Origin of the sequence: Massilia violaceinigra, from assembly GCF_002752675.1 — a bacterium.
GTDB lineage: Bacteria > Pseudomonadota > Gammaproteobacteria > Burkholderiales > Burkholderiaceae_D > Telluria_A > Telluria_A violaceinigra.
The window spans coordinates 2,939,807-2,955,435 of the sequence record NZ_CP024608.1 but is presented as its reverse complement, the minus strand read 5'-3'; the positions used below and the strand labels follow the sequence as shown (position 1 = coordinate 2,955,435).

The following is a 15,629-nucleotide window of genomic DNA, read 5'->3' as shown; positions in this document are numbered from 1 at the left end:
AATTTCAGGGGGCCGGCGCCGCAAGGGCTTGCCCCCGGTATGGCCACGCCCCAGGCGCGGCATGCGCGACCCAGGTCGCTTAACAAGGCTATTGCTACAATGCAAGATTCTCCCGCTTTTCCGATTTCCCGGCTCGAGCGCGCGGTTCAGTACCTGCTCCTGCTCGCGCTGTTTTGTGTGCCGTTCTCCACCTGGCTGACCAATGTCTTTGCCGGTTTGTGCGTGCTGTGCTTCGCCGGCGCGCTGGCCACCAGCGCCCCGCTGCGGGCCGCCGTGCGCACGCCGCCGGCGCTGCTGGCCCTCGGTTTGCTGGCGCTGCTGGTACTCGGCGCGAGCTGGTCGATCGGGCCGCAGGCCGACATCGTCTCGGCGCTGAAAAAATATGCGCGCCTGCTGGTGCTGCCCATCGCCGTGGCCACCAGCGTGCGCGACCGCGCCATGCCGGCCCGCGCGCTGGCCGCGTTCCTCGGCGGCGCCACCGTGCTGGCCACCTCGAATTACCTGGTCTGGCACGACCTGATGCCGACCTCCAGGCTTGGCTGGTGGCGCATCGGCGACGCCAAGGATGCGTTCTCGTTCAAAAATCACATCACGATCGGCATCCTGCTCAGTTTTGCCACCGTGGTCAGCATGCTGGGCGCGACCTACGTGCAGGGCGCGCGGGCGCGCGTGGCGTGCCTGGTGGCCGGAGTGCTGTTCAGCGTGCCGATCATCTTCCTGAACCAGGGCCGCACCGGTTACGTTACCCTGTTCGTGGGCATGGTGGTGCTGTTCCTGCTGCGCGTGCGCTTCACGGTGCTGCGCACGATTTTCGGGGTGGGCGCCATCGTGTTGCTGTTCGTCGGCTTCTACGCCAGCTCGAACAACTTCAAGGCGCGCACCGATGACCTGATCACCGAAGTACGCACCGACCAGAAACGCTCGCCCAACGGCCTGCGCATGAGTTACCTGAGGGCCGGCACCGGCATCATCGTGGCCCATCCGCTGGCGGGGCTGGGAACCGGCTCGTTCGCCGAAGTGTATGCGCCGACCGCGCGCCAGGACTGGCCGGAGGACAAACTGGCCGAAACGCGCCACCAGCCGCACAGCGAATTTTTGCTGATCGCGGCGCAGCTTGGCCTGCCCGGCCTGCTGCTGTATTTCGCCATGCTGGGCAGCCTCCTGCGCCCGGCCCTGGCCGTGCGCTCCTTCCACGCCGATGCGCTGGTGCTGCTGTGGGCGATCTACGTGGTCAGCTCCTCGTTCAACAGCCTGTTATGGGATGTGACGGAAGCGTACTGGTTCCTGCTGCTGGCCGGCTCCCTGTATGCGAGCGCGCGCTTTTCCCGCCAGCCGGTCCAGGCCCCGGCCACAGGAACCTGACCATGCAGCAGGACGCGCTCATTTCCGTCATCATCGCCACCTACAACCGGCCGGACGCGCTCGAAGCGGTGGTCGAGGCCTGCTTCGCGCAGAGCGACCGCCACTTCGAGATCATCATCGCCGACGATGGCTCGGGCGATCCGACCCGGGACTGCGTCGCGCGCCTGCAACAGCGCGCCCCCGTACCGCTGCGCCACGCGTGGCAGCCGGACCAGGGTTTTCGCCTGGCGATGGCGCGCAACCAGGGCATCCTGGCCTCGCGCGGCGAGTACATCCTGCTGCTCGATGGCGACTGCATTCCGCAGCACGATTTCATTGCGCGCCACCGCATGCTGGCGCAGCCGGGCTTCATGGTCACCGGCAGCCGCATCCTGCTCGACGAGGCGTTCACGCAGCGCGTGCTGGCCGACCGGCGCGACCTGCACGCGCTCGGGCTGGGCGAGAAGCTGGCGCTGCGCGCGCGTGGCCATATCAACAAGGTGCTGCAGCTGCTGTTCAAACTGCCGGACCTGGGCCGGGTGCAGAAGCGCTTTACCTGGCGCCGCATCAAGGGCTGCAACATGGCTGCCTGGCGCGCCGATATCGAGGCGGTCAACGGCTTCGACGAGAGCTTCGAGGGCTGGGGACACGAGGATGCCGACTTCGTGGTGCGCCTGTTTAACGCCGGGATCAAGCGCAAGGATGGCGCTTTTGCCACGGAAGTGTTTCATCTCTGGCACCGCGAAAACGCGCGCGACGAAGCGTCGAGCAACCGCGCGCTGGTGCGCCGGCGCGCCGACGAACGCACCGTGCGCGCCACGCGCGGGCTGGCCTGACCACGGATCGCCGGCGCGGCGCGCAATACGCTGGACTAGCCGTGACGGGCACGTATAATACGTATGTACCACTTGCTGCCGCTGGCAGTGAACATCGCTTCACCGGGAAATCATCGTGCCACGCCCTACCACCATTTCACTGATCGTCAGCACCTACAACCGGCCGGATGCGCTGGAAGCGGTGCTGCGCGCCTGCCTGGCGCAGCAAGATGACGATTATGAAATTATCGTCACCGACGACGGTTCGACCGAGGCCACGCGCCACTGCATCGAGCGGATCGCGGCCGGCACGCACAGGCGCCTGGTCCACGTGTGGCAGCCGGACGACGGTTTTCGCCTGGCGCGCGCGCGCAACCAGGGCGTGCTCGCCGCACGGGGCGATTATGTGGTGTTCCTCGATGGCGACTGCGTGCCGCGCAAGGATTTCGTGGCGAGCCACCGGCGCCTGGCGCAGCCGGGCTGCATGATCACCGGCAGCCGCGTGCTGCTGTGTCCCGACTTCACCCGCGCCACCCTGGCCGAGCAGCGCGACCTGCACGAAATGGGCCTGGACGTATGGTGGCGTGCCTGGCGCGCCGGGAACATCCAGAAGATCCTGCAGCTGGCGATCCGCCTGCCCGACCTCGGACGCGTACGCAGCGGCTTTACGATGCGCCGCATCAAAGGCTGCAACCTGAGCGCCTGGCGCAGCGATATCGAGCGCGTGAACGGCTTCGACGAATCGTTCTGCGGCTGGGGCCACGAGGATGCCGATTTCGTGGTGCGCCTGTTTAATGCGGGCGTGCGGCGCAAGGATGGCGCTTTCGCGACCGAAGTGTTCCACCTGTGGCACAAGGAGCGCGAACGCGACCAGTCGGACCATCACGACCGGCTGGTACACGAGAGCCAGGTCAACAAGATCATTCGCGCGCCGGTCGGGCTGGCGCGCTAGCACGAACGCTTATGGCCACGCACGCCCCGGCGCCGCAGCCGCTGCTGAGCATCATCGTCCCCGCCTACAATGTGCAGCACTACATCGGGCCGTGCCTCGATTCGGTGCTGGACCAGATGGGCAGCGCCCATGAACTGATCGTCATCGATGACGGCTCCAGCGACGCCACGCTGGCGCGCATCCGCGCGCTGCTGGCCACGCGTCCCGACATCGCCGCGCAGGTGCTGGCGCAGGACAACCAGGGCATCGCGGTGGCGCGCAATCACGGCCTTGCCGCCGCGCGCGGGGAATACATTGTCTTTGTCGACAGCGACGACCGCCTGCTGGCAGGCTCGCTGGCGGCACTCGAACAGGCCATCGCAGAACATCATCCGGACGTCATCGCCTGCGATTTCCGGATGTGGTATCCGGACCAGGAAGCGAAGTCGCACCGGGTCGGCATGCGCTATCCGCCTGGCCTGCTGAGCGACCAGGCCACCATCTTGAATACCTTCTTTGCCGACCGCCAGATGTACGTGTGGGCCAATATCTTCAGGCGCGCCATTTACCAGCAGCTGGACGCACCGGTTTTTCCGCCCGGCCGCGTGTTCGAGGACATGTCGACCCTGCCGCGCTTGCTCAGCCAGTGCGCCAGCATGGTGTATGTGCCGCATGCGATCATCGACTACCGCCAGCATGCGGCCAGCATCACCAAGCTCATTTCGGAGAAGTGGTGCATGGACCTGGCGGCCGCGCTGTCGGTGGCGCGCAAGCATCTGGACCAGCGCGGTGTGGACGAGTCGGTGAAGACGCACTTCGATATCGCGGCCGCGTATTTTTATATCGGCGTGGTCAAGGATTCGTATGAACTGCCGCGCGCCGACGGACGCCGCGTGCGCGCGCGCATCAAGCCGATCTTTGTCGAGAGTTTGTATGGCGATTGCGCCAGCATGCTGGAAGCGGCGCGCGGAGTTGAGACGGTGTCGTACGACCGCAGTCACGATGCGCGCACGATCCGGCAGGTGGAACGCGCGCTGGCCGGCAGTTTTGTGTTTCGCTTCCGGCAGACGGCCAGCCGCAAGATCAAGGTGTGGAAGCGCTTGCGCAGGAACCGGAAGCTGGCGGCCGGGTTCTGATCGCGTCAGCTCAGACACCGTCGTTCTTGCCATCGGCAGAAACGACTTCCCGCGCAGGCGGGAATCCAAGTTCGTACCATAGCTTTGCGGCGACTCGACGAACTTGGGTTCCCGCCTGCGCGGGAACGACGGTGCGCTAGTATTCGACCGCGACTTCGCGCGCGCCGAGGACCTGCTCCAGCGCCAGGGTCAAGGCGTCCGATGGCGCCACGCGCCAGTCGTCCCCGAACTGCAGGGTGCAGTCGACCCCCTGCGGCTTGACCCGCATTGCCACCGGCAAGCCCGTCATGGCGCGGTGCGGCTGCAGCACTTCGGCGATCTTCGACGACGCCACCCGGGTCGGCAAATACAGCCCGAGCTGGCGCCCGTAATGCACGCGCGCGGACGTCAGATCGAACACCTTCTCGGCCGTGATGCGCAGGCCGCCGTTGAAGCGGTCTTCCGATACCTTGCCCACCACCGCCAGGAATTCATCTTCCTTGAAGATGTTCTTGTTCGACTCGACCACTTCGCTGTAGACCGTCACTTCGACCGTGCCGCTCTTGTCGTCGAGCGAGACGATCAGGATCTTGCCGCGCTGGGTCATCTGGGTGCGCACGCCGGTGATCACGCCGCACATCATGCGCGGCTCGCGCGACGGTTCCAGGTCGGTCAGCTTGGTGCGCGCAAAGCGGCGCGCCTCGGTCGCGAACGAATCGAACATGTGGCCCGACAAATAGAAGCCGAGCGCGATTTTTTCTTCGGACAGCTTCTGGCGGTCGGTCCACGGCGTCGCCTTCACGTACTCGGGCGGCGCCACCAGGTCGCTGTCGTCGCCGCCGAACAGGCTGACCTGGTTGACCGAGGCCGAGGCCTGGTCGGCCACTTCGACCGCAAAGGGGACCGACGCCAGCAGAATCGCGCGGTCGACCTTGAAGCAGTCAAAGGCGCCGCTGCGGATCAGGGACTCGATGGTGCGGCGGTTAATCTGCTTGCGGTCGACGCGTTTGCAAAAGTCGAACAGGTCGGTGAACGGTCCACCGCTGGTGCGCGCGGCGATGATCGCTTCGATCGCCGACTGGCCCGAACCCTTGACCGCGCCCAGGCCGTAGCGGATATTGGTGACGCGCTTGCCCGTGACCGACGGCGGCGGGCCTTCCGGCATGAAGCGGTAGTCGGAATGGTTGATATCGGGCGGCAGGAGGGTCAGGCCGCACACGTCGAGCGAATCCTCGACCAGGATCTTGATCTTGTCGGTGTCGTCCATCGCCAGCGACAAGTTGGCCGCCATGAAGGCGGCGGTGTGGTGCGCCTTGAGGTAAGCTGTGTGGTAGGACAGCAGCGCGTAGGCGGCGGCATGCGACTTGTTAAAGCCGTAGCCCGCGAACTTTTCCATCAAATCGAAAATTTCGTCGGCCTTTTCGGCCGTCAGGCCATCCTTGGCGGCGCCGGCGCGGAAGATCTCGCGGTGCTCGGCCATTTCTTCGGCCTTCTTTTTACCCATCGCGCGGCGCAGCATGTCGGCGCCGCCGAGCGAATAGCCGCCGACGATCTGCGCCATCTGCATGACCTGCTCCTGATACACCATGATGCCGTAGGTTTCGGACAAAATGGATTCGGTGCGCGGGTCGGGATAATCGAAACGTTCGCCGTGCTTGCGCTTGCAGAAGTCGGGAATCAGGTCCATCGGGCCCGGACGGTACAGCGCGACGAGCGCGATGATGTCCTCGAAGCGGTCGGGCCGCGCGTCTTTGAGCATGCCCTGCATGCCGCGCGACTCGAGCTGGAATACCGCGACCGTCTTGGCCTTGGTCAGCAGCTCATAGGAAGCCTTGTCGTTGAGCGGCAGCTTCTCTAACGCGAAGTCGGCGTTGGCCGGGTCGAGCTGCTTGATGTAGCGCACCGCGCGGTCGAGAATGGTGAGCGTGGTCAGACCCAAGAAGTCGAACTTGACCAGGCCCACGGCCTCCACGTCATCCTTGTCGTACTGCGAGACCACGCCCGAGTCGCCGCCCTGGGTGTAGAGCGGGCAGAAATCAGTCAGTTTTCCGGGGGCGATCAGCACCCCGCCGGCGTGCATGCCGATGTTACGGGCGATGCCTTCGACCTGCTGCGCCAGCGCCAGCAGCTGCTTGACCTCGTCCTCGTTCTCCAGGCGCTCCTTGAGCATCGGTTCTTCTTCGATGGCGTCGGCAATCGTCACCGGTTTGCCCGGCTTGAACGGGATCAGCTTGGAGATGCCGTCGCAGAAGTTGTAGCCGAAATCGAGCACGCGGCCGACGTCGCGGATCGCGCCCTTGGCCGCCATGGTACCGAAGGTGGCGATCTGCGAGACCGCTTCCTTGCCGTACAAATCCTTCACGTGCTGGATGACGCGGTCGCGCCCTTCCTGGCAAAAGTCGATGTCGAAGTCGGGCATCGAGACGCGTTCGGGATTCAGGAAGCGTTCGAACAGCAGGTTGTATTGCAAGGGATCGAGGTCGGTGATCAAGAGCGAATACGCGACCAGGGAACCGGCGCCCGAACCGCGGCCCGGACCGACCGGCACGCCGTTTTCCTTGGCCCACTTGATGAATTCGGCCACGATCAGGAAGTAGCCGGGGAACTTCATGTTGCAGATGGTATCGGTCTCGAATTTCAAGCGCGCGTCGTAGCGCGGGCGCGCGGCCTCGCGCTTGACCGGGTCCGGATACAGGTGCAGCAGGCGCTGTTCCAGGCCGGCCTGGGATTCGGCGACCAGGAATTCATCGATGCTCATGCCCGGCGGGGTCGGGAAATTCGGCAGCTGCGGCTTGCCCAGGGTGAGCACGACGTTGCAGCGCTTGGCGATTTCGACCGAGTTGGCCAGCGCGGCCGGCATGTCGGCGAACAGCTCAGCCATCTCGGCCTGCGACTTGAAGCGCATCTCTTCGTTGAAGCGCTTGACGCGCTTGGCGTTGGCCAGCATTTCGCCTTCGGCGATGCAGGTGCGCGCTTCGTGGGCGATGAATTCTCCGGCCGAGAGGAACTGGATCGGATGGGTGGCGACCACCGGCAAGCCCAGTTTGGCCGCCAGCGCGACGGCGTGGCGCACCTGGGCTTCCTGGTTGGGCTGGCCGGCGCGCTGCACTTCGATGTAGAAGTGGCCGGGGAAGACCGAGGCCCAGCGCTGGGCGCAGCGTTCGGCCAGCGCCAGGTTGCCGTTTTCGATGGCGGTGCCGACGTCGCCGAAATGGGCGCCCGAGAGCACGATGAGGCCATTGGCCTGGTTTTCGCCCGGGGACAGGGACGATTCGCTCGTTGCCAGCGCATCGAGCCAGTCGGGATGGATTTCGGCACGCCCCTTGTGCTGGTTGGTCAGCCAGGCCTTGGACAGCAGTTCGCACAGCTGCAGGTAGCCCATGCGGTTTTTGGCCAGCAGCAGCAGGCGCGAAGGCTTGTCGCGGTTGTCGTCGTTGCTGATCCAGGCGTCCACGCCGATGACCGGCTTGATGCCCTTGCCGCGCGCCGATTTGTAGAACTTGACCATGCCGAACAGGTTGGCCAGGTCGGTGATGGCCAGCGCCGGCTGCTTGTCCCTGGCGGCGGCGGCGACGACGTCGTCGATGCGCACCAGGCCGTCGACGATGGAGTATTCGGAGTGCACACGCAGGTGAACGAAAGCCGGTGCGGCCGGCTTGGCTGGCGCGGCGAGCGTGGTGCTCCCGGCTTCGATGACATCGGTACTCATGTGTGTTTCGCCTGCTGTGCAAAGAGTGCTATTTTACCGCGCTGGCGCCGTGCCGGACAAAACCTCGTGCCGCCGGCAGGTGGTCCCGCCGCCTCAACCCCGGCCCGGCCGGATGTCCCTGATGCCAACGTGGACATTGTTCTATAATATCGGCTTTCCCGTTTTCCGATCCTTCACCGATCCTTCGCCCCCATGCAAGCTAATACTGCTTTACAAGCTGAAGCGCATGCCGCCATCGCCGCAGCTGCCGCTCACGTCAATATCGCCGCCTACAAATTTGTCACTTTCGACAACATTGAGGAAATGCGTCCCCTGTACCAGGACATCTGCCAGCGCCTGGCACTGAAGGGCACGATCCTGCTGACGCCGGAAGGCATCAATATGTTCCTGTCCGGTCCGCGCTTGCACATCGACGAGTATCTGGCCTGGGTACGCCAGGATGCGCGCTTTGCCGATATCGAGGTCAAGGAAAGCTATTCCGAGGAACAGTCGCACAAGCGCATGTTGGTGAAGATCAAGAAAGAGATCATCACCATGCGCATGCCGCTGATCCAGCCGGAAAAAGGCCGCGCACCCTTCGTTCGTCCCGCCACGCTCAAGCGCTGGCTCGACGAGGGCGTGGACGACGATGGCCGTCCGGTGGTGATGATGGAAACGCGCAATGCCTTCGAGGTCGATGTGGGTACCTTCGAGAATACCCTGGACTACCGGATCGACAAGTTCAGCGAGTTTCCCGAGGTCGTGGCGCAGCACCGCGAAGAGCTCGAAGGCAAGACCGTGGTGACCTTCTGCACCGGCGGCATCCGCTGCGAAAAGGCGGCGATCCACATGAAAAATATCGGCTACGAAAGCGTGTACCAGCTCGATGGCGGCATTCTGAAGTATTTCGAGGAAGTCGGCGGCGCCCACTACAAGGGCGACTGCTTCGTGTTCGACTACCGCACCGCGCTCAATCCGCAGCTGGAAGCGACCGTGACGACCGTGCAGTGCTTCGCCTGCCGCGCGGTGGTGACGCCGCGCGACCAGCTCTCGCCGCTGTACGTGTACGAAAAATCGTGCCCGCGGTGCCATCCCGAGCGCGACCGCACGCCGGCCGCTGCGGACAGCTGCCCCGACAGCAACGCCGGCGCAGCGTAAATCAGGGTGGGCTGGCCGCCCACCCTCCCCGTCAAACGCGGCCGTAGTTATCCTGGAAGCGGACGATATCGTCCTCGCCCAGGTAATCGCCGCTCTGCACTTCAATCATCACCAGGTCGAGCACGCCCGGATTTTCCAGGCGGTGCTTGTGGCCGGCCGGAATATAGGTCGACTCGTTGGTGGACACGAACAGTTCGCGATCCCCGTTAACGACCTTGGCCATGCCGCTGACCACGATCCAGTGCTCGCTGCGGTGGTGGTGCATCTGCAGGCTCAGGCTCGCGCCCGGCTTGACTTCGATGCGCTTGATCTTGAAGCGGGTGCTGTCTTCCAGCACGGTGTAGGTACCCCACGGACGGTGCACGGTGCGGTGCAGCTTGTGCACGTCGTGCCCTTCGGATTTGAGGCTCACGTACAGATGCTTGACGTCCTGCACGCGGCTGCGGTCGGCCACCAGCAGCGCGTCCGGCGTGTCGACGATGATCAGGTTGGACACGCCGACCGCGCCCACCAGGCGCTCATTGCTCTGGATAAAGCAGTCATTCACATCGTGCAGGCGTACGTCGCCATCGATGCGGTTGCCGTCCGCGTCCGGGGCGATCAGCTCGCCCAGCGCATTCCAGGAACCGATGTCGCTCCAGCCGATATTGCACGGCACCACCGACACCCTGGCCGATTTTTCCATCACCGCGTAATCGATCGAATCGTCGGCGACCTGCTCGAAGGCGGCCGCGTCCAGTTCGCACTGGGTAAAGTTCTTGCCGGTCGCGCTGCGCGAGGCGGCCAGGCAGGCGCGGGTGGCGGCCAGGATCTGCGGGCAGTGCAATTCCATCTCGGCGATCATGCTGCCGGCGCTGAAGCAGAACATGCCCGAATTCCACAGGTAACGGCCGGTGGCAAGATACTCGCGGGCTTTTTCCAGGCTCGGCTTTTCGACGAAGCGCAACACTGTGTTGCCCTGCGCCTCGATGTAGCCGAAACCGGTCTCGGGCGCATGGGGTTCGATGCCGAAGGTCACCAGGCGGCCGGACTGGGCCAGCGGAATGGCTTGCGCCACGGCGGCGGCAAAGGCGGCCTGGTCGGAAATCAAATGGTCGGCGGCCAGCACCAGCAACAGGGCGTCGGGGCCATGCGTGGCGGCCACGTGCAGGGCGGCGGCGGCGATCGCCGGGGCGGTGTTGCGGCCGAACGGTTCCAGGATGTAGCTGTTGGCCAGGCCCTGGTGGCCGCCGGCGACGGCGCGGTAATCGTCTTCGGTCTTGAAAAACAGTTCGCGGTTGGTGACGGTCAGCACCTCGGCCACCTCGGGCAGGGCGGCGCCGCGCAGCCAGGCTTTTTGCAGCAGGCTGTGGCCGTCAGCGAGACGGATGAAGGGCTTGGGATGGAGTTCGCGCGAAACGGGCCACAGGCGCGAGCCGGCACCGCCGCATAAAATGGTAGGGATGAGTTTCAACTGCGGTTCCTTTAGTGCATGCATGCCGGATCATCCGGCGATTGATGTGTCAACGCAAATAACGTTGCGCATTCTACATCATTGGATGCACCGGAGGAATCGCAGCACCGTGCCGGCGGCGCCAGGGCGGCGCCATCGGCACGGTCCGGTTGGTCTTATTGCGCGGTTTTCGGCAACAAATCTTTCAGCACACTCTTGTAGGTGCCGCGTGCGGTTTCGTAGATGGCCAGCTGGGCGTTCAGGCGCGCCATTTCGGATTCCACGAAGCGCAGGTTGGCAACTTGCTGTTGCGCTTCCTGGGACAGTTCGGACACTTTATAGCTGACGCCGCCGGTGCTGATTTCAAGTTCGTTATTGCTCATGATTCCTCTTATGATAAAAAAGCCGGCGCCACGTGGCCGCCGGCAGGGGGTTGCGGGTTAGGTCAGCGGAAGTACGATGCCAGGCGGTTGACGTCGTCACTGCCCAGGGTGCCGGCCGCGGCGCGCAGGCGCAGCGAGGCCAGCAGGTAGCCGTAGCGGGCCTGGGCCAGGTCGCGCTTGGCGGTAAACAATTGCTGCTGGGCGTTGAGCAGATCGAGGTTGATGCGCACGCCGCCCTTGATGCTTTGTTCGGTCGCCTTGATCAGCAGATTGCTCGACTCCACCGCGCGGTTGAGCGCGTTGACCTTGGCGGTGCCGCTTTGCACCGCGCTGAACTGCTTGCTCACTTCGATCAGGGCCTTGTCGGTCTTGGCCTGCAGGTCGGCGCGGGCGCGTTCCAGGCCGGCGACGGCCTGGCGCGACGTGGCGTTGACCGCACCGCCCGCATACAGCGGCACGTTGAGCTGGATGCCGATCGCGCGCACGGTCGATTCCTGGTTGTAGGTATTGATCGTTTCGGACGTGTTCTTGCTGTAGGAAGCCACAAAATCGAGGCGCGGCGCATGGCCGGCGCGGGCCTTGAGGATTTCCTGCTTGGCCACTTCGAGCGCGAGGGTCTGGGCTGCCAGCTCGGGATTTTGCTTGAGCGCCAGCGCCTTCCACTCTTCCACGCCGGTCGGCGCCAGCGGCAGCATGCGGAAGGTGTCGTTCAGGCCGACCAGGGTGCCGATGTCGCCGCCGACCATGCCGCTCAAGGCATTCCTGGCGGTGGCCTGGTTATCCTTCGCTTCGATCAGCTGGGCTTCGGCCAGTTCCAGGCGCGCCTGCACTTCGAGCACGTCGGTGCGGGTGCCTTCGCCGTGCTTGAGCAGGCGCTCGTTGACGGCGCTCTGCTCCATGTAGGCGTCGCGCTGGGCCTGGATCAGGGCGACCTGCTCATCGGTGAACAAGGCGTCGAAATAGGCGCCGATCACGCGCAGCAGCAATTCCTGGCCGCGCACGCTGAACATCTGGTCGCTCAGCATTGCCTGGGCCTTGCCCTGCTTGAAGCGCGCATAGGCGTCCACGTTGAACAGGGCCTGGCGCAGCTGGATGGTGGACACCCGGCTGATGTATTCCGGCTCGGTCACCGAGGTCGGCGTCTGGATATCGGCGCGGTTCTTGCTCGCGTTGTAATTGGCTTGCACGTTCGGCAGCAGGCCGGCACGGCCCAGGATCGCATTTTCCTTGCCGCTCTGGTTTTCATAGAAAGCGGCGCGGTAAGTCGGATCGTTCTGCAGCGCCTGCTGGTAGGCTTGCTGCAGATTGATGGCGCTGGCGCCGCTGCTGGCAAGCAGCATGGCGGCGGCGGCGGCCACCGTTTTCAGGCGCCGGCTCTGGCGTAAGGCAATCAGGTGAAACGTCATTTAATCCTCCGACAACGCTGTCTCGGCGCGATCGAAGATCGGCTTGAACAGGTAATTCATCATGGTGCGTTCACCGGTCTTGATGAACATTTCCGCAGGCATGCCCGACTGGATGTCGAGTTTGTTCTGGGCAATCAGCTTGGCGCCTTCCGGGGTCACCCGGGCCTTGATCTTGTAGTAAGGCATGCCGGTGCGTTCTTCCACCGTGCGGTCGGCCGAGACTTGCGTCACGATGCCGGGAATGTGCGGAGTCTTGTTGGTGTTAAAGGCCGAGAAAATGAACTCGACCGGCAGGCCGACACGGACCTTGTCGATCAGGTTGACCGCCAGCTGGCCCTCGACCACCATGGCGTCCGAGCTCGGCACGATATTCATCATGTGCGCGCCGGGACCGACCACGCCGCCGTTGGTGAAGATTTGCAGGCCGACCACGGTGCCGTCGACCGGCGCCGTCACTTCGGTGCTGGCCAGTTCAAAGTCCTGGGCCACGATGCGGCTGGCCAGGGAACTGCTTTCCTTTTGCACGTCGGCCAGCTGGGCGGTCACTTCCTTCTGGTATTCCTGGGTGCGCTGGATGCGGCGCAGCGAAATTTCCATCACCTGGGTCTGGGCGCGGCCGATATTGCCGATATCCTCGGAAATCGTGCCTTGCAGCGACATGTAGGTGCGTTCCATTTCCAGCAGGCGCGAGCGCGGCACATAGCCATCCTTGGCCAGCTCGCGCATGCCGTCGAGCTGTTCCTTGATGATGACGGCCTGGCTTTTCTTGCTGGCCAATCCTTCCTGCAAGCCCTTGACCTGGGATTTCAGGCCGGCGGCGTTCTCGTCCATTGCGGCGAGTTCGTTTTTCAGGGCCGACTGGCGCGAGGCCAGCAGCTGCTTCTGCGATTCCATGGCTTCGATGGCGCGCGAGTCGCTCTTGGCCTCCGTCAATTCCTTGGGAAAGACCGGCTGGCCCTTGCCGTCGCGCTCGGCCTGCAGGCGCGCTTCCGCCGCCAGGGAGCCGAAATACTGGGAACGGGTGATCTCGGCCGACGAACGGGCCACGGTCGGGTTCATGCGCACCAGTACCTGGCCCGCCTTGACCACATCGCCATCCTTGACCAGGATATCCTGGACCAGGCCGCCGGCCGGATGCTGCACCGCCTTGCGGCTGGTTTCGGTCGCTACCGTGCCCGACAGCGGAACGCCGCGGTCGAGCGGGGCCAGCGAGGCCCACAGGATGAAGCCGACCACTCCCACCACCACGATGATCCAGCCGAAACGGGCATACTTGCGCGAGTCGACGCTGTCGGCATTAAACGGCACCACGTCGTGTGCCACCACGTCGGTGGCGTTTCTGGTCCTGCTCAGGATTTTCATAGTCATGGCTTATTCCTTTTCCGTAGATACCGCAGGGCTGCCAGCGTTGAGCTGAGGCTGGGCCGGCTGGCCTGGCTGCGGTGGCTGGCCCGGCGCGCCGCCTTGTTGTGCCTGCTGCTGGCGGGCCGCTGCTTGCTGCGCTTCAATAATTTTCTTGTTGGCTTCGTGGATCGCCTGCATGACCTGGTTGGTCGGGCCGAACATTTGCACGGCGCCGTCGCGCAAGACCAGCATCTTGGTCGAGGCGTTGATGGCGGCCGGACGGTGCGTGATCAGCACGATGGTCTTGCCGCGCTGGCGCAGTTCCTGCACGGCCATCATCAGGGCTTGCTCGCCCACTTCGTCCAGGTTCGAGTTCGGCTCGTCGAGCACCAGCAGCGACGGGTCGCCGTACATGGCGCGCGCCAGGCCAAGGCGCTGCTTCTGGCCGCCGGACAGGCCGGCACCGCCGTCGCCGAGCACGGTGTCGTAGCCGGACGACATCTTGAGGATCATTTCATGCACGCCGGCACGCTGGGCGGCCAGCACGACCTGCTCCGGTTCGATGTTGCCGAAACGGGCAATGTTTTCGCTCACGGTACCGCCGAACAGTTCGATATCCTGCGGCAGGTAACCCATGTGCGGGCCCAGCTCATCCTTGTTCCACTGATAGATATCCGCACCGTCCAGGCGTACCTTGCCGATCACGGCCGGCCAGACGCCGACCAGGAGGCGCGCCAGGGTCGACTTGCCCGATCCGCTGGGGCCGATCACGGCCAGCACATCGCCTGGCTCGACGCCGAAACTGACGCTTTTCAGCACTGGCGTGGCGGCGCCCGGCGGGCCGGCGGTAATGTTATCGATCTGCAGGTGGCCGGTTGGCTTAGGCAGGCTCATGTTTTCTTTACGCTCTTCGTTCTCTTCCAGCAGCGTTTCCAGGCGTTCATACGAACTGCGCACGCCGGCAAACGATTTCCACACGCCGATCACTTGCTGTACCGGCTGCATGGCGCGGCCGACCAGGATCGAGGCGGCGATCATCATGCCCGGGGTCAGCTTGCCTTCGATAACCAGCAAGGCGCCCAGGCCGAGGATCAGCGATTGCAGCGACACCTGGACAAACTTGGTGATGGCGCCGACGGTACCGGCCTTCTGGCTCGCTTCGGCCTGCAATTCCAGGAACTTGCTGTGCAGCTTGTACCAGCGTGCCTGCAGGTTCGGCAGCATGCCCATCGCTTCGATGACTTCGGCATTGCGCAGATTATTCGTGGCCATGTTGCCGGCCATGATGGAGGTGGTGCTCGCTTCGGCCAGCGGCTTGTGCGACACGCGTTCGTTGACCACGGCCAGGATCACCAGGATGGCGGTGCCGCCCAGCGCGAACCAGCCGAGTATCGGCTGGAAGAAGAAGATCACGATCAGGTAGATCGGGAACCATGGCGCGTCGAAGAAGGCGAACAGGGCGTTACCGGTCAGGAACTGGCGGATATTGGTCAGGTCGCTCAAGGCCTGGCCGGCATTGCCGCCGGCTTTTTTCAGATTCTTTTCAAACGCGGCCGTGTACACGCGCTTGTTCATCTGCATGTCGAAGGCGGCGCCGACCCGCACCAGGATCAGGCTGCGCATCAGTTCCAGCGCGCTCATGAGCACGTAGGCGCCCAGCATCAGCAGGGTCAGCATGAGCAGGGTAATTTCGTTCTGGCTGGCCAGCACGCGGTCGTACACCTGCAGCATGTACAGGGACGGCACCAGCATCAGCAGGTTGGTGATGGCGCTGAAGACGCCAACGGTATAGAAGGTGCTCTTGAACGTGAGCAGCGCTTGCCCAATTTCGTTCTTTTTATCGAGAAGTTTTTTCATTTGAGACCAGCACAATTCATTAGTAATTCACGAGGGACAGAGCGGACAGCGGCTGCTTCCCGATCCTGATGCGGGCTGCACGGGGCCGGTGAGGCGAACAACAGGGAACCGGGCGACAGGATGTCAAAAAAATCCGCTTGGAAATGTGATGTGGATCAC

At 63.9% G+C, this 15,629-nt stretch carries 11 protein-coding genes; 5 read left to right on the top strand and 6 right to left on the bottom strand.

The annotated features are described in order from the left end of the window. Positions 1-99: 99 nt before the first annotated feature. The 4 genes from CR152_RS13390 to CR152_RS13375 all read left to right on the top strand — a co-directional run bounded on the left by CR152_RS13390 (position 100) and on the right by CR152_RS13375 (position 4,223). Positions 100-1,362: an O-antigen ligase family protein gene (locus tag CR152_RS13390; RefSeq protein ID WP_157778472.1), complete on the top strand. Its 1,263-nt coding sequence runs from the start codon at positions 100-102 to the stop codon at positions 1,360-1,362. 2 nt (positions 1,363-1,364) lie between these two features. Then, positions 1,365-2,177, top strand: a complete 813-nt coding sequence (locus tag CR152_RS13385; RefSeq protein ID WP_099875349.1) for a glycosyltransferase family 2 protein — start codon at positions 1,365-1,367, stop codon at positions 2,175-2,177. 115 nt (positions 2,178-2,292) lie between these two features. Continuing rightward, complete coding sequence (locus tag CR152_RS13380) at positions 2,293-3,108, top strand: glycosyltransferase family 2 protein (RefSeq protein WP_099875348.1); 816 nt, start codon at positions 2,293-2,295, stop codon at positions 3,106-3,108. Positions 3,109-3,119: 11 nt separating this feature from the next. Further along, complete coding sequence (locus tag CR152_RS13375) at positions 3,120-4,223, top strand: glycosyltransferase family 2 protein (protein ID WP_099875347.1); 1,104 nt, start codon at positions 3,120-3,122, stop codon at positions 4,221-4,223. 136 nt (positions 4,224-4,359) lie between these two features. Here CR152_RS13375 and dnaE read toward each other — a convergent pair whose 3' ends face one another. Further along, on the bottom strand, positions 4,360-7,911 hold the full coding sequence (gene dnaE / locus CR152_RS13370) for a DNA polymerase III subunit alpha (RefSeq protein WP_099875346.1): 3,552 nt from the start codon (positions 7,909-7,911) through the stop codon (positions 4,360-4,362). Positions 7,912-8,103: 192 nt separating this feature from the next. Here dnaE and CR152_RS13365 point away from each other — a divergent pair, with 192 nt between their 5' ends. Then, on the top strand, positions 8,104-9,048 hold the full coding sequence (locus tag CR152_RS13365) for a sulfurtransferase (protein WP_099875345.1): 945 nt from the start codon (positions 8,104-8,106) through the stop codon (positions 9,046-9,048). A 31-nt stretch (positions 9,049-9,079) separates the two neighbouring features. On the opposite strand, the gene CR152_RS13360 is transcribed toward CR152_RS13365, so the two are convergent. From CR152_RS13360 to CR152_RS13340, 5 genes are all read right to left on the bottom strand, one after another. Next, a complete protein-coding gene (locus CR152_RS13360) occupies positions 9,080-10,501 on the bottom strand; it encodes a mannose-1-phosphate guanylyltransferase/mannose-6-phosphate isomerase (RefSeq protein WP_099875344.1) in 1,422 nt (473 codons plus the stop codon). Positions 10,502-10,656: 155 nt separating this feature from the next. Further along, on the bottom strand, positions 10,657-10,863 hold the full coding sequence (locus CR152_RS13355; RefSeq protein WP_099875343.1) for a DUF6447 family protein: 207 nt from the start codon (positions 10,861-10,863) through the stop codon (positions 10,657-10,659). A gap of 62 nt (positions 10,864-10,925) precedes the next feature. Next, entirely contained in the window at positions 10,926-12,269 is a 1,344-nt protein-coding gene (locus CR152_RS13350) for a TolC family outer membrane protein (RefSeq protein ID WP_099875342.1), read from the bottom strand. Next, positions 12,270-13,637: an HlyD family type I secretion periplasmic adaptor subunit gene (locus tag CR152_RS13345; RefSeq protein ID WP_307718575.1), complete on the bottom strand. Its 1,368-nt coding sequence runs from the start codon at positions 13,635-13,637 to the stop codon at positions 12,270-12,272. Between the two features lie 3 nt (positions 13,638-13,640). Continuing rightward, positions 13,641-15,470 carry a type I secretion system permease/ATPase gene (locus CR152_RS13340; RefSeq protein WP_099875340.1) on the bottom strand — a complete coding sequence of 610 codons (1,830 nt, stop codon included), beginning with the start codon at positions 15,468-15,470 and terminating at the stop codon, positions 13,641-13,643. Positions 15,471-15,629 lie beyond the last annotated feature (159 nt).